Raw genomic sequence first — 20,187 nt, forward strand, 5'->3', positions numbered from 1 at the left:
AACTCTCTTAATAAATGGATATGCTAATTGAAAATAACGCTAGTGGCACTACTTTACAATTAACTTTAACACAAAAGGATGATTGGGTAAAGTATATTAGCTTGGCTGCCGATTATGATTTTTATCATACCTGGCACTACCATGCTATGGCAAGCAACGGAAGACCCATTTTATTTGTGTATTGCGAAGCTAATAATTTTATCGCCATACCTTTATTAGAACGCGCAATTCAAGACACACCATATTACGATTTACATTGCGTTTATGGTTATTCAGGTCCGATTTCCAACCTTAAATTTAGCGATACAAGTGAGCGCTTGAAAAGAAATTTTCTAAAAGCTTTTTCAGCATTTTTATATAAAGGTAGCTACGTTTCTGTTTTCTCCAGACTTCATCCTTTTTTTGATCAAAATATTCTGTTACAAGAAACGGATAGCATATATGAAAATGGAAAAACGGTTGTTATTAACTTACAACAAAGTATTGAAGAGCAACGGAAACAGTATAGGCAAACAACAAGAGATAGCATTAAGAAGTGTAGAAAGTTTGGTTATGTTTCTGTAGAGACTACCGCTCAGGAAGATATTGCTGCTTTCACAAAGCTCTATCAATCTAATATGAACCGTATCAGTGCTGCTGATTTTTATCTTTTTACTGAAGAATACTTTACGAAGCTTGTTCGGGCCAAAGAATTCGACTGTAAGTTAATCTTGGTTTATTCAAACGATGATTTAGTTTGCGGCAGTATCATTATGTGTACTAATGGTATTATACAGGGGCACTTAATTGCCACTAATGCGCATTATCTTAAAAATTCTCCGGCTAAATTTTTGGTTGATGAAATTAGTGAGTTAGGTCGTAAATGGAAGATGAAATACTACCATTTAGGTGGTGGGCTTGGTTATAAAGAAGATTCGCTCTTAGAATGGAAACTGGGCTTTTCGAATATGGTTTTAGATTATTACAGTTGGCGTTTTATTGCCAATAAAGCTGTTTATAACCAGTTAGTAGAAAAATCGGGTAACCAAATACATACAAATGCTGACTTTTTTCCCCTTTATAGAATGATACCTCAATAAATTTTAAACAAACATTTAATGATTCTCAATTATGAAAAAGTTCTTCTTTCCAGATAAAGCACACTCAAGGTGGTTAATTTTATTGATTGATCAGATGATCGTTGTATGGACATTGTTTATATCCATTGTATTAACGAATACATTAAACTATACCGAGGTTTTTAACTCAGGCAATGCTATTTATGTGGCCCTTTATTGTTCCATCGCGGCAGGTGTTTTTATTTCTTTAAGAATACACACCGGTATTATCCGTTATTCCAATACCGAAGATATTTTAAGGGTTTTCCTTGCAGTTTTTGTAACCAGCTTACTCTTTGTTGGTGTAAATAAAATACTTTCGCAACGCTTTCAGTTGCTTTGGCATCTAATGGATAAAGCATTGATATTGAATTTTTTTATCTCCTCATCGCTGCTGATTCTTATGCGTATTTTAGTAAAAGGAGTATTTTTCTTTTTTAAAGAACTCAAATCGGAAGCTAAAGAGAATATTCTGATCTACGGATCGGAAAAAAAAGCAATCTTGATCAAGAACGCAATAGAACAGAATGAAGATTCGAATCTGAATATTATCGGCTTTATTGACGATAACAGAGACCGCGTTGATAAATACCTCGAGCAGAAAAAAGTATACCATTCTTGTTCTGTTGAGCTATTAAAAGAGAAACACAATATAAAAAAGATACTTTTTGCGGAAGATGCGCTAAACACTTTAAACAAAAAGAAAATTATCGATATCTGTGTTAATAAGGGGATTAAGGTAATTATGGTGCCACCATCAGATAAATGGCTGTATGGTAAGTTAGATTCGCACCAATTACGCGATCTGAAAATTGAAGATCTGTTGGAACGTGAACCGATTAAGCTCAATAACAAGAATATCCTGAAAGATTTAAGTGGTAAATGTATTTTGGTTACAGGCGCTGCAGGTTCCATCGGATCGGAGATTGTTCGACAGGCCTTACAGTATAATCCTAAATCGGTAATCCTTTGCGATCAGGCAGAAACACCGCTTCACGATTTAAAACTCGAACTGGAAGATAACTTCCAGAACTTAAATGTAAAGATATTTATGGCCAATGTGCAGAATATAAACCGGATCAGAACGTTATTCGAACTTTATAAACCTGAAATTGTTTTCCATGCTGCGGCTTATAAACATGTTCCTATGATGGAGAATAATCCAGCTGAGGCTATTTTAACCAATGTACTGGGCACTAAAAACATGGCCGATATATCAGTAGAATTTGGCGTAGAAAAGTTTGTAATGATCTCTACCGATAAAGCTGTTAAGCCAACAAATGTAATGGGGGCATCCAAACGTTTGGCCGAAATTTATATTCAATCGCTAAACAGTCCGGAAGTTATTTCAACAGACGAAATTACCACCCAAGCTTCACGAACCCGCTTTGTAACTACCCGTTTTGGAAATGTTTTGGGTTCAAATGGCTCTGTAATCCCAAGATTTAAAAGCCAGATAGAAAAACGAGGACCTATTACAGTAACCGATCCGGAGATTACCCGCTACTTTATGACTATTCCAGAAGCAGTTCAGTTGGTAATGGAAGCTGGGGCAATGGGCAAAGGAGGAGAAATATATCTTTTCGATATGGGAAAACCAGTTAAGATTGTCGATTTGGCTGTAAATATGATCAGATTAGCAGGTTTAACACCTTATGTAGATATAGATATTGTATATACAGGTTTAAGGCCAGGGGAGAAGTTATATGAAGAACTTTTGCTTATAGATGAAGAAATTATACCTACCCATCATCCAAAAATTAAAATATCGAAGAAAGTAGCTTATAACTATTTGTACGTTAATCAGATTATTAAAGACTTGATTGTGTTGAATAACGATGGCAACGATCTGAATATGGTAAAGAAAATGAAAGAAATTATACCCGATTATGTTAGTAATAACTCAAGGTTTGAAGAATTAGATCTGTTGGTTGCCAATTAATTACCGTAAAAACACCCTATTAATATTATTATATTTTTTTTCTATAAATAATTATTAAATTGCATTAATAGTAATAGTCGTCCCTGATTGTTGATGGAATTTAAAGGTTTTATTTTAAATTAAATTAACTGCTATGAGTTTAAATATAGGCCAAGTTCTTGAGCGTGTTGTACGCAGAGACAGAATGGGAATAAGTGAATTATCCCGAAAATTAAATGTAAGTAGAAGAACTATTTACAATTGGTTTGATCAGAAAAGTCTAAATCCTGAAATTATTTGGAAAGTAGGTACTGTAATCGGTCACGATTTTTCTGTTGAGTTACCCGAAACTTTTTCTAAAAATAGTCATTACCTTCATGAGGCTTTTGATGCACATACGGAGGATCAAACCAAAGGTGATGCAAATTCTGTGTACTTTTGGATGAATAAATACATTAAACTGCTCGAAAAATACAACGAAATATTAAGCCATAATAACATAGAAAAAAATGTTTCAGAAACTGTAGCGCATCACACTATGCCAAGAAATAACAATCGGTCTATTTCTTAAGCTGCTGCAGGTATTTTAATTTATCTTAAACCAATATCTCCTTAAGGTTTACCATTCAGTAACCCCTTTTTTTTTATAGTACTTCTTTAAACAATCCGCCGTAAACATGTTTTATGGTGATGGATTTCTATTCACAAAATTTTGAAATCATGAAAACAATTAACGCATTAACTCTACTGTTGCCATTGTTTGCTTTTCAAAGCGCCAAAGCACAATCGCAGGTTTATAGTGGTACTGGTATCCGGTATTCTGTAGGTATCGAAACAGGTTTAGCCACTGGTTATTTGGCCAAAAAGTACGAGGCACCGCTTGGCGTTTCCGTTCAGGCAGAATTTCCTATTACCGAAAGCATTTTATATGCCTCGGTAAATACCGGATTCAACAATATTTTTGTAACGGGAAATTACTCCCATCTGGTAGATGATTTACAGCTAGTACCAGTTAAAGCAGGTTTAAAATATTTTTACAGAAGTAATCTTTACCTGCAGTCGGAAATAGGTTTTTCCTTCCTTTTAAATAAAACAAATTGTGTTGAGGGAAAAAAGGCTGCATTTGTATACGCACTGCAGGCAGGAATGATATTTTATCTGCACAACAATAATTACATCGATGCAGGGTTACGCTATGAAAGCAACGGCAAATTCTATCACTGCGACCATACGAACAACTTTGTTGGCTTCAGAATTGCCTGGGGCTTTAGTTTATAAAACGGGTATTCCTAAGTAGTCATCTTTAATAAGCTTCATAAATGAAAGCAAGTATACAATACAATACGATGAACGGATTGTGGATTCTCTTTATTGATTGTAAATATGAGGATTCTCCCAAATACATTAGGATGATTACGAAAATTATAATCAAAATGTTATCTGGAACAGTAATTTCCGGCAATCGGCGAAGGGTAAGATCTGGCAGGCATTACCTGATTCACGAGCATGTAGTAGAATTGCATACCGACGAATGGTTTCCACTGGTGCTGGCAAGCGAGAGAAAAGAACTTCTTGAAGGCATCAGATCTATTTTTATGGATATGAGCGGAAAAAAATAATCCGCTCACTTTATTTTATCAAAGATACGGGAAGGTTGCTCCGAAAGGAGTAGCCTTTTCTTGTTTCTGGCTTAGTGCAGGCCATTAAGGTTATAACATAACGTTAAAATCGTGCGTCATTTGATAATCCCTAATATTCAATTACAACCTTACCAATTGTTTTTCCACTTTCTAATAAGCGGTGCGCTTCTTTTAAGTTATTTACAGTAAATTCTTTCAATGTAGTATTCAAGGTAGTTTTAAGCGTACCATTATCAAAAAGCTCGGTAAGTTTATTTAAAATATGGTGTTGTTCGTCCATATCATCGGTTTGATACATCGAACGGGTGTACATCAATTCCCACGAAAAAGTAACACTTTTATTTTTTAACTTATTCAGCGCAATAGGAGCGGCAGAGCCAGTAATGGAAACAATATGTCCCTGAGGTTTAATCAGTTCTACTATGGCATCCCAATAACTGTTCAGGTCTACAAAATCGAGAATAAAATCCACTTCCTTAAAACCTGCCACACGTACTTCTTCAACCAGATTATTGTGGTTAACCACCACATCGGCGCCCATCGTTTTGCACCATTCTTTGGTTTCTGTACGCGAAGCCGTGGTAATTACCTTTAAGCCGCTTACTTTTTTGGCAATTTGTATCGCAATTGAACCCACACCACCAGCACCTCCAATAATGAGTATACTTTTGCCCTTATCTTTTTGCTCGTTAATGCGGATGCGGTCGTATAACGATTCCCATGCTGTAAGTGCGGTTAAAGGCATAGCGGCAGCTTCGGCATTGCTAAGTGTACTTGGCTTTAAGCCTACGATTCGTTCATCTATCAATTGATATTCTGCATTACTCCCGCTGCGGGTAAGGTCGCCAGCATAATAAACTGCATCACCAGGCTTAAAAAAAGTAACTGCCTCTCCAACTGCTTCTACTATTCCGGTCGCATCCCAGCCAATTATTTTCGGCGTTTCCAATACAGTATCTTTAGCACTGTTCTGGCGTACCTTATAATCTACCGGATTTACACTGATTGCGTTTATCTTAACCAATATATCGCGTCCGCTAGGTTGTGGAACAGCTGTTTCAAATTCGATAAAACTTTCATTTTCTATTATGGGCAGTGATGTTTTAAATCCAATTGCTTTCATGCTTTCTTTTTTATAAATGTACTATCCGTTTTTGTCGATCTACAATTTCAATTGACCAAATATAACCTGATTTTATCGCCTTTTTTGGAAAAAAAATGCAATTATAGAAAACGATATCTCTACAGGGTACGCTTTTTTTCCTCTTCACTTGCCGAGGTTCTTTTTCTAACGGCAGCTGGGTTACCACCCAATCGGTATGAGAAGCTTAAAGTAACACTGCGTGTGTCACTTTTTTCAGTAAAACCATTTTTTTGGTTCTGGTAATCAACGTCAATCCGATAGGCATTACCATAAAAAATGTCGTTTACAGCAAGCCTGAGGGTTCCCTGACCTTTTAATAATGTTTTACGTAGCCCTGCACTTACATCATACAGCCGGGCAATATGGTAAATACCTTGTATGGTTGGGGAAGAATACCATGCACTTATTTCGGCCTTCAGTCCTTGTGCCTTGTTAATGGTAAAGGCATGGTTAGAACTTAAATAGATACCCCAAACACGATAATCGTAACGGGCCTGTAAATATCCCGATTTTTCCAGACGATAAGAACCTTGAACATAATTGTTGATTTCCCACCAGGCAGCTGGCTTGTTGGGAAAGGAGGCTGAAAAACCTATTTCCTGACTCAGATCCAGGTTTCTCTGGGTATCGTAAAAGAATTTTGAGGTATTATCCTGAACTGTAATATTGCTAAAATAATCAGCCGTCCGCCTTAAATAGAATGAAATATTATATTCTTGTTTATAGGTATAACCCAGTTCGCTATTATAAATAAAGGCAGGTTGTAATGCCGGGTTACCCTCCAAATAAGAGTACGGGCTTGTATAGGATTTAAAAGGGTTAAGCCTCCAGTATTCGGGCCGACTGATCCTTGAATTATAATTGAAATTGATTTCATTGTCTTTATTCATTTTATAAACCACGAAAAGTGTTGGGAAAAGCTTAAAATAGTTATTCTGATTTTTGGTATTCAATACGATCGATCTGCCATTTGTACGTGTATATTCACCACGCAAACCACCTTCAACACTCCAATTGCCAAAATCTCCGGCAAGACTGGCGTAAATGGCCGATACATTTTCTGCATATTCAAACCGGTCGCTGCGATTCGGTATCAATTCGCGACCGCCAGCCGGATTGTTATAAAAATCAAAATTGTTGCGCGTACGGATACTGCTGTATTTCAGGCCCGATTCAAATGTCCATTTCTTCCAGAACTTATCGGTATAATCCAGTTTTCCGGAATAGATATCAATATTCTGATTGGAAGGTGTAAAGATATGATAACTATCGGGTAGCAAACTACCGCTACCTAATGTTCCATATGTGTCTACCTGTTGGCTATTTTTGTTCTGATAAGGTACATAATCAATATCTACATTAATATTCCTGCCATTCGTATCCAATTTAATTTTATAGTTGATATTAAAGCTATACTGATATGCTTTTCCGTTAGAAAAGTTCTGGGTATGTAAGATAGAATCAGGCATAACTGCATGATTATTAATAACAGTAGTTAATATATTGTTCGGCCTGCTGTTGCTGCCGTTGTAACCATTTATCAAAATACCGATCACCTGTTTATCGGTAAGGTTGTAATCGGCGCCAATTTTATAACTATTAGCATTTCCCTGGCGCAAGCCTGATTTTTCATTCCTCCAATCAGAATAACTACCCGGAGCATTATAAATGATGTATTCACTTTCGGTATGGTCTTTTTTACGTCGGTTATACCCATAACTGCCATAAACATTCAATTTGTTTTTGCGGTAGTTGAATACCATACTCGGGCTATAGCTACCATACGTTGATTGTGTGTAAGCACCTGAAAGTACGATGTTAAACCCGTCGCCTTTTGGTTTTTTGGAAATAATATTGATTACTGCACCACCCTGAGCATCATACCGGGCGGTGGGGTTAGCAATAATTTCTATTTTTGCAATATTATCCGAAGGTAAGCTACGAAGATAAGCAGCCAGATCTTCGCCAGATAATCTGATTGGCTTATCGTCCATATAAATTACTACGTTTTTATTATTTGCCGTTACTCCGCCATCAAAACGTGTTTGTACGCCAGGTGCTTTACTAAGCGCATCCCATACTGTTGCTCCACTTGCCACGATGCTATTTTCGACATTAAATATTACCCTGTCTATTTTTCTTACAATAAGCGGTTTTGAAGCCGATACCGTTACCTGATCCAGGGTCTTATCGTCACTGATCATCATGAGGGTGACTGAATCCATCGGTAAATTTATCAGTTTGCTTATATCCTTATATCCAACGGCTTTCAACATTAAAATATAATCGCCTTTTAAAGACTGCTGGAAACTAAACAAACCATTTTTTGAAATTTGGACCGCTAACGTCGAGTCTGCACGACGCAGGTTAATGCTTACCCCATCAATCGGTTCGCCGTTTTTATCGGTTACCAAACCTTTACGTAATTGCGCCAAAGTAATAAGGGGGAAAAGGGAAAGAAGGACAAGGATTAACTTTTTCATGTTTCAAAACTAAACGTCCAGCATGTAAAGCAAGGTTAATCTCAGTTAAATATGGTTAAATTTTGCGCTCATTCTTCCATTGATAAAATGATTTGTTCAATTTAGAGGGATGAAATGGCTTACGTCCAGATATGTTCTTCCTTTGGCGGTAATTACACTGATCATTAGTCTTTGCCTCCAATGTGCATGGATACGGCAACTGTATATGGCGCAAAAGAAATCCGTTGCCACGGTACTCGAATCCATCGTTAGTGATGCTTCGAGGCGGATAACCTATCAGAGTATTGCCAAAGGGCACGAGAAAAGCATCCGTTTTCAGCAGTTTTTCCTTTCGCCGGAGTGGCTAGCGCTCAGGCAGGCTTTTGATGACCTAAAGGTGGATAACCTGCGTAGCCAGTTCCATTATGGAATTACCAATGATAGCTCTGTGGTGGAAATGAAAATGTCGTTCCTGAACGATCTCAAAAAGAAAATGGGCCATCGCTCTACCGCTGTTACCAATGGCAAATCACAGCGGGAAGTTTTGTTGCAAGATCAGCGCGACCTGAAAGTGATGGACAGTTTGGTGAACCATCGCCTGGATTTATTGGGGGTTCATATCGATAGAAGTTATGCACTTTACGATTATTCTGTCGGGAAATTGGTAAAAGGCAAGGCGATTTCTAATGCTTCATCTGCTTTCGTTAGTGGGAAATATACTTATAATCTTAAGTTTCAGAACAGGTACCAGCTAGTGGTTCCAACCATAATCTGGTTGGTCATTTATCAGATGAAGTATTACCTTATTTCGTCGTTTATGATGCTGGTGCTTACGGCAGCAGCCTTTTACCTGCTGATCAGGCTGATGAAAAACCAGCAGCTTTATGCGCAGGCGAAAATGAGTTTTACCAGTAACATGACGCACGAGCTCCAAACCCCGATCTCAACGATTGCTGTTGCACTTGAATCGATCAGCAAATATCATTTAATTGATGAACCCGGAAAGCTGGAGAATTACATCAATATAAGCCGTCACGAATTGCAGCGCTTACAGGCCATGATCGAAAAGGTGCTTAAACAGGAGCAGATGGATATAGGAAGAACAAAACTGCAATTCAGTCTGATCGATATTCAATCTTTACTTAAACAGGTAATGCTTTCTATGGATATCCAGGTGCGTGAGAAAAATATGGAGCTTATACTTGTTCCTGCTGATGAACCCTATTTTATTAAAGGTGATGCTATGCATATTGCTAATGTATGTTATAACCTGATCGATAATGCATTGAAATATTCACCTGCACAATCCAGAATTGAGGTGTCTTGCAGTGTTGCTGATCATGAATTAACCATTAGCTTTAAAGATAATGGTCCGGGGATTAAAGAAATTTATCATCAGCAGGTTTTTGAACGCTTTTTCAGGATTTTTAACCAGGATAATATACATAATGTGAAGGGTTCCGGCCTGGGGCTTCACTATGTAAAACAGGTGGTATCGCTCCACGGCGGACGTGTTGCATTGCAGAGTAAGATAGCAAAAGGAAGTAATTTTATGATCATTTTACCATTGTATGAAGAAAATTAAGGTTTTATACGCTGAAGATGAGCCTTTTTTGGCGCGGATAGTACTCGATGGTTTAACCAGCAGTGGTTACGAGGTAAAACTTGCTGCCGATGGAGCACTTGCCTGGAAACAATTTTTAGCAGAAAAACCTGATATCTGTGTGTTCGATATTATGATGCCTCAAAAGGATGGTTATACACTGGCAGCTGAAATCAGAAAGTCAGATCCCAATGTTCCAATTATATTTTTGAGTGCCAAAGCCCTTACCGAAGATGTGGTAATGGGGTTTAAAAACGGAGGTAACGACTACCTTAAAAAACCCTTTAGTATTGATGAACTGCTGGTGCGGATGGAATCGCTTTTAAAGAGATTTGGCCCCGTGAATAAGGATGAAAACGACGCGAATAAAAAATACCAGTTCAGAAACTGTGAACTCGATCCCATCGCCCAAAAATTAAAAACATCTGTAGACGAATATTCACTTTCTTATAAAGAAACAGTTCTGCTCGAATTACTATTGAAAAACCGCAATAACATTTTGGAACGGGAGGATGCTTTGATCAAAATATGGGGCGAAGATAGTTTTTACAACGGTCGCAGTATGGATGTTTTTATGGCACACCTGCGGAAGCTGCTGAAAAGTGAGCCAGAAATCCAGATCATCAGTTTAAGGGGAGTGGGCTATAAGCTTATCTGTTGATTGTACAAAATATGTTTGAGGCATAAATGTTCTTAATGTTATGTTCCATACATTAGGTATTTATCTTCGTCCTAAAATTTTCTTTCTGATTACGTCAGAAGATTGGATTAGGCCTTTGAGGAGTTCACTTGTGAGTTGAATACAACTGGTGGTTGCTTAAAAGTAACAATAAGTAGCGTAATTACAACTAAAATGAGCGGGTGATTTATTGAATCCGACTATTTGACCAACTACCTTTGTCATGTCGAAAGATAAAAAAAGACAGTATCTATGGATTCAAAAATGATAGGCAATAAAATTGCCGGAGCAAGAAAAAAAATAAATATGTCTCAAGCAGCATTGGCTGGACATGTATTTGTAAGCCCGCAGGCCGTTGGAAAATGGGAGCGGGGAGAGTCAATGCCAGATATTATTACACTGAACCAACTCACTAAGATTCTGAATGTTGATCTTAACTATTTTTCAGAAAACCTCTCATCTCCAAATGCCATCATTACGGTTGAAGAGACAATACCAGAGGTAAACGGTTTAACAGGTTCACATCAACCTCAGCTGCTGACCAATTTTAGCGGGAACGATCTGGCCAAAACCGATTTTGCTGGTGTTATTGCGCATAAGTTGAAATTTAACGGGAGTAATTTACGTGGCTCAGATTTTACCGGTGCTGACCTGACTGGCAGTTCGTTTCTAGGTAGTGATGCACGTGAAACTAGTTTTCAAGCTGCAAACCTTACTGATTGTAGCCTGTCGGCTACTGATCTTACAGCCGCTAATTTTGATCAGGCCATTTTGGTGCGTACAAAATTCTATGCTTTAGAACTGGCTGGGGCAAAAATAAGCAATGCCAAACTTACCAATGTAAAACTAAGCAAGACCGATTTGAGGAAAACAATTTTTGAAAATTGCGTGTTTGACGGGGTAGATTTTGACTATTCCGATCTGCGCGGACTTAGCTTAGATGGTCAGACTTTTACGGGGGTATTGTTCCACAACGCAGCACTTAATGAAGCTACATTTAAAGGTGCAACACTTAAAAACGTATCTTTCCGCTCAACCTTCGCCCTTACCAACAAATATTACAAAGCCATCAAAACGATTTGCTTTGAAGGCGCAATAATGGATAAGCTAACTTATGCTTCACTCAAAGGTTTAGGGGCAAACCTTTCAAAGGTTAATCTTTTATAATAAGATCAAAAGAAAGACAAAAGTTGCTCCAGTACTTAAGGTATTTAAAATAGAATGACTGTTCGGTTTAATGCACGAACCGCTAATATACTATTATCAGAATAGGTGCGTTGAACATTTTTGCTAAGTTTGAACCATGGCATTCTATTGAGTAGCAGTTTATAAACTCTAGGCCTGAATGCAATATCCAAAACATTATACCGCCTCGCATAAAATGGAAATCAGAGCACAAAAATTAAAGGCCATCATTGAGTGGTCTGAAAAAAACGAAGATGTAAGAGCACTCTTATTAACAAGTTCACTAGTAAATCCATCAGCTCCTGTTGACGAATTCAGTGATTTAGATATTGAATTTATTTTTAAGAGTAATGTAAGCTACGTTTCAAATAAAAATTGGACACTTGATTTCGGAAATCCAATAGCGATGGTTGAAGAAGATGAAAGTTGTTTCGACAATAAACACGCCATGAAAATGGTCTTGTATGATGATGGTGTTAAAGTAGATTTTAAACTATACAGTATATCAAAATTTGTAGAAGAAACCCAGCAAAAAGAACTACCTGAAGATTGGGATATCGGCTATAAAATTCTTCTTGATAAAGATGGTGTTACAAAGAAAATGTTAAAACCAACTTATCGGGTTTCCATTATAAACAGACCATCTGAAAAAGAGTTTAAGGTTATTCTTAACGATTTTTGGTGGGATACAACCTATGTAGCTAAATGTCTTGCAAGAGAGGACATATTTTATGCGAAATTTATGTCGGAGACCATTATACGTACAGAATATCTGATTCCTTTAATCGAATGGTATATTTCGAGTGAGCATAATTGGAATATCACAACTAATAAATACGGAAGACTCTTTAAAAAGTATCTAACCTCAGAAATATGGGCAAAAATAGAAGAAACATTTTCAGGAAGCAATTTAGGCGATAATTGGAAGGCTTTATTGGCAATGGCAGACCTCGTATCTCAAATTGGAACTGATTTATCAAAAAAACTAGGTTATCCATACCCCGATAAATTGGAAAAAGATATTCGAAAATATTTAGCTGGAATAAAAACTAAATGTCAACTTTAAAGAGTAATGATATTTCTTTTGCCAGACAAATATGATTTTTTTGCTAGGCTTGAATAGGAAAATGATGCTAACTATTTAGTAATAAAAATTGAACTAGAAAGTGGTTCCTGTTCTAAAAAATCAAATATGAATTTGTTGTATTCTTCCCGCATCGGCAATTCGAGATCAGTGTACAGAACTCTTTTATCAGCGAATACATATTCATTGGTTTTAGGATTAAATCCTTCTTTTTTTATATTTTTCCAATAAAACCCTATTCCTCTTTTTTGCCAAGCAGGCAGGTTGTTGAAATTGATACCATATTGAAATAATAATTCGTTTTTGGCAGCAATACTCATGCCTTTAATTTTAGAAGAAGCTTGATTTCTGCTATGATTATCTTTTCTCAATTGCCAATAGCAATATGCATTCAAAGCATTTCTGTGCGCATCTTCGCTACGCCACCTGAAATAATCCTCAACTAATCTTTTGTTTGGCAGTTCAGAAATACGACAGTCAAACGCACCTACGTCCCCAAAAATGGAAGAAAATTTAGCACTTGCTTCACCAGCCAGTACTGAAATATATTTTCTTGTCTTTCGCCCAAAAAGATTTTCATTAGGATGAAAAAGTAACGATATTTCATCACTTTGTGTATAACCGTAAATGATATTGAAACCGCAATTCATCAGGTGTTTTACAGTTTCAATCATCAGATTCCGAAATTTTTCATCAAAAGGCTTTTCAAACTGATGTACTTCCTTGGTAAGCCTGGTAAAACCCCGACCATCAATTCTGGCAATCATATACATCTCCGGTAAAACACAATAATCCTGAGCGGTTTCATAAACCCTCATCTTCGCATCCAAACTATTAAATTTCATCTGACCATGGTTTTATAGTAAATTCGTTATTCTCGGTTATTACATAATACAATTCGTCGAAGCCCTCGCTAAACGAAGGTAAATCTAGTTTTTTAAAAGTTCCTCTTATACCTATTTCAGGGATTTTATCCTTTCCGGAACGTTGATTATTCCGTTCAATAGCATCAGATAATTTCGATTGAAAATAATATCCGGTTACTTTAAATTTATTTTCTTTTGCAATGGTTATGTATTTTGCTCTTTCTTTTAGCGAAGGATTAGTATTATCTACCACAAAAGGCTGGGAGGTAAGGATGCAGGTTTCAATAAACCTAAGTTCTTTATTTCGGGTATTCAATAAATCCATGGAAATGTGAACATGCGTTTTAAAAAACTTCTCCTTAAAAAAAGTAGTTTTTCCCGTTGCCTGAATGCCGCAAAATATGACTGCTTCCATAAGCTCAAAGATGCAATTTTATGGATATAAAAAAAGGAAGAACTATTTTAATTAAGCAAATATTCGTGAGCAGGAATGACCATTCCATTTTTTGAACTACTTTTTTTGTGAAATAGCGTAAAGTTATTTCTTCTATATAAATCATTCAGAATGGTCAGGTCAAATGATACGGACTTAATTAATTATCAGATGGGCTTATTAGCGAAACAATTATTCTTTTTTTGTTAAATTCAATAGCCAACTCAGCAGATATTTTTACCTCTATCTTCTGTCCATCTTGTTCTCCCGGAATCCACAGGGGTGCGTTTAAAATAGCGTCAATAATAGCCTTATTTACTTCAGAGTCTAAATCTGCATCCGTAATGTTTCTTGTTATTACACTTGGTTTAATAATTCGCCCTGTTGTATCTACGTTAAAAGTATAAACCGACCTTTTTGTGCCAGATTGGCTGATACCTTTTTTCGAAAGCTGGACGTTTAAGTAACGAATAAAGTCATACTTGGGGCGGGGGTCAGTTACCTTATAGTTATTCTTTTTTTCGTTAATAGTGGGGATTGTTTTTATCAGTTTATTTTTCTTGTAAATATCAGTTTGCATGGTATCGCCTTTTCCTGATAATATATACCATCCGCCTTCTCTCATATCATCAACATAATTTCCGCTTATTGATATTTTCCCGCCACTATAGCTTTCGTATAAACCATTCAATTTACCATGTTCAAACGTTTGAGTGATTATTTTTTCATTGGAATTATTAAAAGTAGTCCAAATACCTGTTTTTTCTCCATCAACGAAGTATCCAACCATCTTTAGAGAATTTTTTGCCGGTACGATTACAGTGTCCGCTTTATGGGTAGTATAATTATAAGTAATTAGTAAATGTGGTGGATTATACTCATAATATTTGAACCTCCCTGATGGTATAGTTAATTTTTCATCCTTAAATGTTCCTATAGTTATTATACTATCTTGTGTATCATATTCATGAACTATCCAGGCAGAATTAGAGGCTAACTTTTCAACTACAAAACGGCTGTTATTACGTATAGAATCCAGAGTATCACCAAAGGGAGGTAGTAGTACAATACGTGATTGAGCCATTAATAACGCAGGAAAAAACAAAAATAATAAGAGAAAGCGATTTGACATGCTTAAATATATAGAAATTAGTAAAGAAAAAAGCTATAAAAAAAAACAGCACCGTGCCTGCATAATTTTTATTAAAGGTCATAGTCACGAGTGCATAGGTATTAGATTTCCCATTTTAGGATGGAATCTTTAAGAAAAGACTTGAAAACAAAAAACCCGACTATCGTCGGGCTCTATATTTTTGGCGGAAAGCGAGGGATTCGAACCCCCGGACCTGTTACAGTCAACAGTTTTCAAGACTGCCGCATTCGACCACTCTGCCAGCTTTCCGGAGGCAAAAGTACGAACTCCGGTTAAATCTGCAAACTATGAATGCTTTTTTTTTATATAAACTTGATAATTCCTTAACACAGAGGGAGAAAAAATTATTTCTTCTGTATATTTTCTTCAATTGGCTCCGATTTTTTGAACAAATTAAAGGTAGGACGGATGATCTTCACACTTCTTTTACTCACATCAACACTTGCATTGAGCTCAAAACCGATCAATAAAATCAAAGAATTGAGGTAAAGCCAGATCATCACCACAATTAATGTTCCAATAGAACCATATACTTTGTTATACGACGCAAAATGGTTGATATAGAAAGAAAAGCCCCAGATGGTAAGGAAGGCCAGTATAGTAGCCAGCCATGAGCCTGCACTGAACAAGCGCCATTTTTTGGTATGCGATGGCCCGTAGCGGTACAGAATTGAAATGGTAATGAAATATAAGATCGCTAGTAATGCCCAACGCGTAAATTTGATCGTATAAATCAAAAAACTATCTTTTAGATGTAGTTCGTCGTTGATTTTGTTCAGCAGAACCTCTCCCAAAGCCATCGCACTGATGCAGATGATGATCGAAAAGCAGATAATGATGGTTAGTATAAGCGCTATTAAACGTTGTTTTATCCAGCCTCTGGTTTCGATAATCAACGATGATTTATTAAAAGCCTTCATTAGGTTTTTAACTCCATTAGTAGCAAAAAACAATGCCGAAAAAAAACCGAAAGACAACAAGCCAGTATTCTGCTTTTTGATAATGTCTTTCAATGTCGTTTCAAAGGCATCAAAAGCATTGTGTGGCAATACCAGCTGGATTAAATTTAAAAGCTGATCCTGGAACCCCTTAATCGGTATAAAAGGAATCAAAGTAAACAAGAATATGATCCCAGGAAAAATGGCCAGCATGAAACTGTACGCTAAAGATGATGACTTGTTTACCAAAGCATCTTTTCCGATTTCGCGAAAGAAAAATGTAGCTACAGTATACAAGGGGAGTGGGCTAAAACCAGGCAAAATACATCCTTTCGTCCATTCTATAAATCTAGAATAGAGTTTAAGATGTAATAATTGCCGATGTAACCATTCCATTGTATTTGTTAATTAAAAAAACACCGATAGTTTTTCCATAAAGTTTTCGGGCGGATTTGTAGGTTTGTTTTTCTTCATGTCAACAAAAACCAGTGTGGTTGCCCCAATGTTTATGAGTTCTTCTTTTTCATTGTATAGCTCATACTCAAAAAAGATCCTGATGCCTGGCAAGGTTTTGATGATCGTTTTTACGGTAATTTCCTGGTCGTAAAGGGCAGGTTTAATGTATTTGCACTTTAATTCTAAAACAGGCATCATAATCCCGTCAGCTTCCATCGAGCTATAGCTCATACCCAAACTGCGCAACATTTCTACCCGGCCTACTTCGTAGTACTGCGCATAATTGCCATAATACATATAGCCCATTTGGTCGGTTTCACCGTACCGAACCCTGATTTTTGTACTGTGGCTATACATTACTTAAATATATTTCTTTTATTTAAAGCCTCACGGTATTTCTTGGCATTTATTTCGTGTTCTGCCTTGGTTTCGGCAAAGTTATGGTAGCCAGAAAAATCTTCTTTGGCACACATGTAAATATAATTGTTGTTGTCGCGGTTTAGTACAGCATCAATGGCATTAATACTGGGCATCATAATTGGTCCGGGAGGTAAACCCGCATATTTATAAGTGTTATAAAGCGACTGTACCTGTAGTAATTTCCCGGTTACCCTTTTAACCGTAAAATCGTTGTTTGCAAAAATTACTGTTGGATCGGCCTGCAGCAATATGCCTTTATTTAAGCGGTTTAAGTACAAACCTGCAATAATGGGCATTTCTTTGTCGTAAAGCGCCTCTGCATCAACAATAGAAGCCAAAGTGTATACTTGTGCCGGTGTAAGGTTTAAACTTGCTGCTTTTTGCTTGCGGTCTGCTGTCCAGAATTTATCGTACTCCTTGTGCATACGCTCAAAGAAGTCAACAGGAGAAATATTCCAGTACATTTCATAAGTATTCGGGATAAACATGGCATACACATTATCCTGGTTAAAACCATATTTGCTAATCAGCGCTGTAGAATCTAACACCTTGATAAAGCTTAACGAATCGGCTTCCAGATTGCTGGCCAGATATGCGGCAAAGTTTTCTTTCTTACGGATGTTATGGAATTTCAATTTAACCGGATCTTGATTCCCAGCTTTAATTAAGTTAATCAGCGTACGATTGGTCATTCCTTTGGTTAAGCGGTAGCGACCCGGTTTAACACTTGTAGCTAAATTCATTTTTCCGGCAGCTGCAGTAAAAGAAGAGATGTTTTTTACCAGATCTTTCTTTTTAATTTCTGCAATCAAATCATCGTAGCTGCTTCCGGTTTTGATATATAAATATTTTTGATTTTCGGTAACGTTAGGGGCAAAGTAAAGCCTGTAAATATTTAACGCAAAGTAACCGGCAATTAAAATAACCACAAGCGCAATAACTATTGCCGCTTTTTTGCCTGTACTCATGTTCTTTTTTTCTACTTCATTCATCTGTAATATGATACTTGTTTATTGTTGTTTATTAGATAGGGTAATGTTAATCTTGGTACCTATAGCCACTTTGGTTAACGAATCAACCAGCATAGGATCTTGTTTGACAATAATAGCGGCAGCACTATCGGTAATAGGGCCATCGTAAGTGATGTTACCTAAACTCAGATTTGAGCCTCTTAAGCTAAATTTAGCTTCATCCATGGTTAAGCCCATTAACTGTGGAATATCTACTTCTTCGTTTCCACGTCCATCGCCTAAAACCAGGTTAATCCTCGAGCCAACAGGCACAATCTGCCCAGCCGCAATCGGCTGACCGCCAAAAGATGCTTCTAAAACCACATCGCGACTTACATCAGGTTTATAGGTCGTATCTCCAAGTTTTAATCTCGAGCTCTCTATAATTGCCTGCGCTTCTCTTAAGGTCTTAAACGCTATATCTGGGAATTTTGTATTTGGTGTTTTACCTGCATTAATGGTTAAGTAAATGGTGCGGTTATCTTTTACAAAGGTATTAGGATCTGGATCCTGATCAATTACAATTCCCGCAGGTTGATCCATTATAAAAACAGAATCTACCTCATATTTTAGTCCGGCATCCTCAAGTTTCTTAACTGCCTGTTCAAATGGTAAACCTTTTACCATAGGCACATTTAGGCCTTGCCCGTGTTTGGTGTAATATCTTAAACTAAAAAAAGCGACCAGTAGAAGCACAATAACAGTTACTATTGCAGCTAAAATGTTGTTTCTAAACGATTTGGTTTTTAAATAATCTATAAATTTAGACATGAATCTTAATTTGGGTTATGCGTACAAGCTCAAATGTAACTATTTTAATGATTGATTGAATTATTGAATACTTTTCCCCGTTCAATACTTCATTAAACCATTCAATAAATTCTCTCCTTCAATATTACTAAAGCACAAAGATATTTATATTTTTGAGGATATATTTATATTCAATTTCTATTTATAAAAGGATTTTTAACATGAAGAAAACTATAGCATTGTTAACAGGCGGTACCACAGGCGAATGGGTTGTTTCGGTGAAAAGCGCGGCCACTATTGCTCAAAATATCGACCCCGATTTATACGATGTGTATAAGATTATGCTGAACGAAAAGGGCTGGTTTTATGAGCCTGCTGATTCTGTTAAAATTGAAATTGATAAAAATGATTTTTCCTTAATGCTTGAAGGAAGAAAAATTAAGTTCGACGGCGTTTTTATTGCCATACACGGCTCTCCTGGCGAGGATGGAAAATTGCAGGGTTATTTTGATATGTTAGGCATTCCATATACCGCATGCGATGCATTAACTTCGTCAATTACGATGAATAAGGGTTATACTAAGGCTGTTGTAGCAGGTATTGATAACCTGTATACCGCAAAATCCGTTCAGATATTTAAAGGTGGAAACTATAGCTTAAACCAAATTAAACAAGATTTAAGATTACCTTATTTTGTTAAGCCGAATAGCGGGGGCAGTAGCATCGGCATGAGTAAGGTAAAACACGCCGACGACCTGGAAGAAGCCATTGAAAAAGCATTTAAAGAAGATACTCAGATTTTAATCGAAGAGTTTGTAAGCGGCAGGGAGTTTTCGATCGGTGTTTTTGGCGCTGAAGGCAAAATCATTGTTTTACCTGCAACAGAAGTGATTCCGCAAAATGAGTTTTTCGATTTTGAAGCGAAGTATACACCTGGAGCAACAGAAGAAATCACTCCTGGTAGAATGAATGCTGAAGAAGTGGGGCGTGTGCAACAAGTGGTAAAAGATGTATATAAGAAACTAAATTGCAGGGGAGTGGTACGCATTGATTACTTTCTTGAAGAAGGAACCGGTAAGTTTTATTTTATCGAAATCAATACCATTCCCGGACAAACGGCAACCAGTTTTATTCCACAGCAGGTAGCGGCAATGGGTATTACATTGAAAGAGTTTTATACCCGTTTAATGAAAGAAACATTAGGATAGTTTTCATAAATCTTGTCATTACCCTTATTCTCAGTTCAATATCTATCTAATTGATAATGAAGGTATGTAATAAACTTTAAGATTCTCGCCTGCGCGGGAATGATGACTGTTTGAGCGGATTAAATTACTATAAGCAAG

The 20,187-nt window shown here is 36.8% G+C and carries 19 protein-coding genes and 1 tRNA gene; 10 read left to right on the plus strand and 10 right to left on the minus strand.

Translation table 11 applies throughout. The annotated features are described in order from the left end of the window. The first annotated feature begins 14 nt into the window (after nucleotides 1-14). The 5 genes from H9N25_RS07835 (at nucleotide 15) to H9N25_RS07855 (ending at nucleotide 4,637) form a co-directional block, all read left to right on the plus strand. Entirely contained in the window at nucleotides 15-1,079 is a 1,065-nt protein-coding gene (locus tag H9N25_RS07835) for a GNAT family N-acetyltransferase (protein WP_223833658.1), read from the plus strand. 31 nt (nucleotides 1,080-1,110) lie between these two features. Then, the gene (locus tag H9N25_RS07840) at nucleotides 1,111-3,039 is read left to right on the plus strand and encodes a polysaccharide biosynthesis protein (protein ID WP_167294153.1); all 1,929 of its coding nucleotides are present in this window, start codon (nucleotides 1,111-1,113) and stop codon (nucleotides 3,037-3,039) included. A 133-nt stretch (nucleotides 3,040-3,172) separates the two neighbouring features. Continuing rightward, nucleotides 3,173-3,589: a helix-turn-helix domain-containing protein gene (locus H9N25_RS07845; protein WP_167294154.1), complete on the plus strand. Its 417-nt coding sequence runs from the start codon at nucleotides 3,173-3,175 to the stop codon at nucleotides 3,587-3,589. Nucleotides 3,590-3,738: 149 nt separating this feature from the next. Then, complete coding sequence (locus tag H9N25_RS07850; RefSeq protein ID WP_190328501.1) at nucleotides 3,739-4,296, plus strand: hypothetical protein; 558 nt, start codon at nucleotides 3,739-3,741, stop codon at nucleotides 4,294-4,296. A 41-nt stretch (nucleotides 4,297-4,337) separates the two neighbouring features. Continuing rightward, complete coding sequence (locus tag H9N25_RS07855) at nucleotides 4,338-4,637, plus strand: hypothetical protein (protein ID WP_190328502.1); 300 nt, start codon at nucleotides 4,338-4,340, stop codon at nucleotides 4,635-4,637. 130 nt (nucleotides 4,638-4,767) lie between these two features. On the opposite strand, the gene H9N25_RS07860 is transcribed toward H9N25_RS07855, so the two are convergent. Further along, nucleotides 4,768-5,781 carry a zinc-binding alcohol dehydrogenase family protein gene (locus H9N25_RS07860; protein WP_167294157.1) on the minus strand — a complete coding sequence of 338 codons (1,014 nt, stop codon included), beginning with the start codon at nucleotides 5,779-5,781 and terminating at the stop codon, nucleotides 4,768-4,770. A gap of 119 nt (nucleotides 5,782-5,900) precedes the next feature. Continuing rightward, nucleotides 5,901-8,285 carry an outer membrane beta-barrel protein gene (locus H9N25_RS07865; RefSeq protein WP_190328503.1) on the minus strand — a complete coding sequence of 795 codons (2,385 nt, stop codon included), beginning with the start codon at nucleotides 8,283-8,285 and terminating at the stop codon, nucleotides 5,901-5,903. Between the two features lie 109 nt (nucleotides 8,286-8,394). Here H9N25_RS07865 and H9N25_RS07870 point away from each other — a divergent pair, with 109 nt between their 5' ends. The 4 genes from H9N25_RS07870 to H9N25_RS07885 all read left to right on the plus strand — a co-directional run bounded on the left by H9N25_RS07870 (nucleotide 8,395) and on the right by H9N25_RS07885 (nucleotide 12,797). Beyond that, nucleotides 8,395-9,849 carry a sensor histidine kinase gene (locus H9N25_RS07870; RefSeq protein ID WP_190328504.1) on the plus strand — a complete coding sequence of 485 codons (1,455 nt, stop codon included), beginning with the start codon at nucleotides 8,395-8,397 and terminating at the stop codon, nucleotides 9,847-9,849. Further along, on the plus strand, nucleotides 9,836-10,528 hold the full coding sequence (locus H9N25_RS07875) for a response regulator transcription factor (RefSeq protein ID WP_167294160.1): 693 nt from the start codon (nucleotides 9,836-9,838) through the stop codon (nucleotides 10,526-10,528). Before H9N25_RS07870 ends, H9N25_RS07875 begins: the two co-directional genes overlap by 14 nt. A 282-nt stretch (nucleotides 10,529-10,810) precedes the next feature. Then, nucleotides 10,811-11,713 (plus strand): pentapeptide repeat-containing protein, encoded by a 903-nt coding sequence (locus H9N25_RS07880; protein WP_223833659.1) that lies wholly within the window; start codon nucleotides 10,811-10,813, stop codon nucleotides 11,711-11,713. Between the two features lie 214 nt (nucleotides 11,714-11,927). Beyond that, nucleotides 11,928-12,797 (plus strand): AadS family aminoglycoside 6-adenylyltransferase, encoded by an 870-nt coding sequence (locus H9N25_RS07885; RefSeq protein WP_190328506.1) that lies wholly within the window; start codon nucleotides 11,928-11,930, stop codon nucleotides 12,795-12,797. 71 nt (nucleotides 12,798-12,868) lie between these two features. Here H9N25_RS07885 and H9N25_RS07890 read toward each other — a convergent pair whose 3' ends face one another. The 8 genes from H9N25_RS07890 to H9N25_RS07925 form a co-directional block, all read right to left on the minus strand. Continuing rightward, nucleotides 12,869-13,660 carry a tRNA(His) guanylyltransferase Thg1 family protein gene (locus tag H9N25_RS07890; protein ID WP_190328507.1) on the minus strand — a complete coding sequence of 264 codons (792 nt, stop codon included), beginning with the start codon at nucleotides 13,658-13,660 and terminating at the stop codon, nucleotides 12,869-12,871. Continuing rightward, nucleotides 13,650-14,096, minus strand: a complete 447-nt coding sequence (locus H9N25_RS07895) for a bifunctional polynucleotide phosphatase/kinase family protein (protein WP_190328508.1) — start codon at nucleotides 14,094-14,096, stop codon at nucleotides 13,650-13,652. The genes H9N25_RS07890 and H9N25_RS07895 overlap by 11 nt, the downstream gene beginning before the upstream one ends. A gap of 178 nt (nucleotides 14,097-14,274) precedes the next feature. After that, nucleotides 14,275-15,246, minus strand: a complete 972-nt coding sequence (locus H9N25_RS07900; RefSeq protein WP_190328509.1) for a toxin-antitoxin system YwqK family antitoxin — start codon at nucleotides 15,244-15,246, stop codon at nucleotides 14,275-14,277. A gap of 182 nt (nucleotides 15,247-15,428) precedes the next feature. Next, nucleotides 15,429-15,516, minus strand: a tRNA-Ser gene (locus tag H9N25_RS07905). 95 nt (nucleotides 15,517-15,611) lie between these two features. Beyond that, entirely contained in the window at nucleotides 15,612-16,601 is a 990-nt protein-coding gene (locus tag H9N25_RS07910; RefSeq protein ID WP_167294164.1) for a YihY/virulence factor BrkB family protein, read from the minus strand. A 12-nt stretch (nucleotides 16,602-16,613) separates the two neighbouring features. Beyond that, complete coding sequence (locus tag H9N25_RS07915) at nucleotides 16,614-17,018, minus strand: acyl-CoA thioesterase (RefSeq protein WP_167294165.1); 405 nt, start codon at nucleotides 17,016-17,018, stop codon at nucleotides 16,614-16,616. Beyond that, a complete protein-coding gene (mltG, locus tag H9N25_RS07920) occupies nucleotides 17,018-18,073 on the minus strand; it encodes an endolytic transglycosylase MltG (protein ID WP_190328510.1) in 1,056 nt (351 codons plus the stop codon). The genes H9N25_RS07915 and mltG overlap by 1 nt, the downstream gene beginning before the upstream one ends. An 18-nt stretch (nucleotides 18,074-18,091) precedes the next feature. Then, nucleotides 18,092-18,862 (minus strand): PASTA domain-containing protein, encoded by a 771-nt coding sequence (locus H9N25_RS07925; protein WP_190328511.1) that lies wholly within the window; start codon nucleotides 18,860-18,862, stop codon nucleotides 18,092-18,094. Nucleotides 18,863-19,062: 200 nt separating this feature from the next. Here H9N25_RS07925 and H9N25_RS07930 point away from each other — a divergent pair, with 200 nt between their 5' ends. Beyond that, entirely contained in the window at nucleotides 19,063-20,049 is a 987-nt protein-coding gene (locus H9N25_RS07930) for a D-alanine--D-alanine ligase (RefSeq protein WP_167294168.1), read from the plus strand. Nucleotides 20,050-20,187: the final 138 nt, after the last annotated feature.

The sequence above is a fragment of the Pedobacter riviphilus genome (assembly GCF_014692875.1).
Taxonomy (GTDB): domain Bacteria; phylum Bacteroidota; class Bacteroidia; order Sphingobacteriales; family Sphingobacteriaceae; genus Pedobacter; species Pedobacter riviphilus.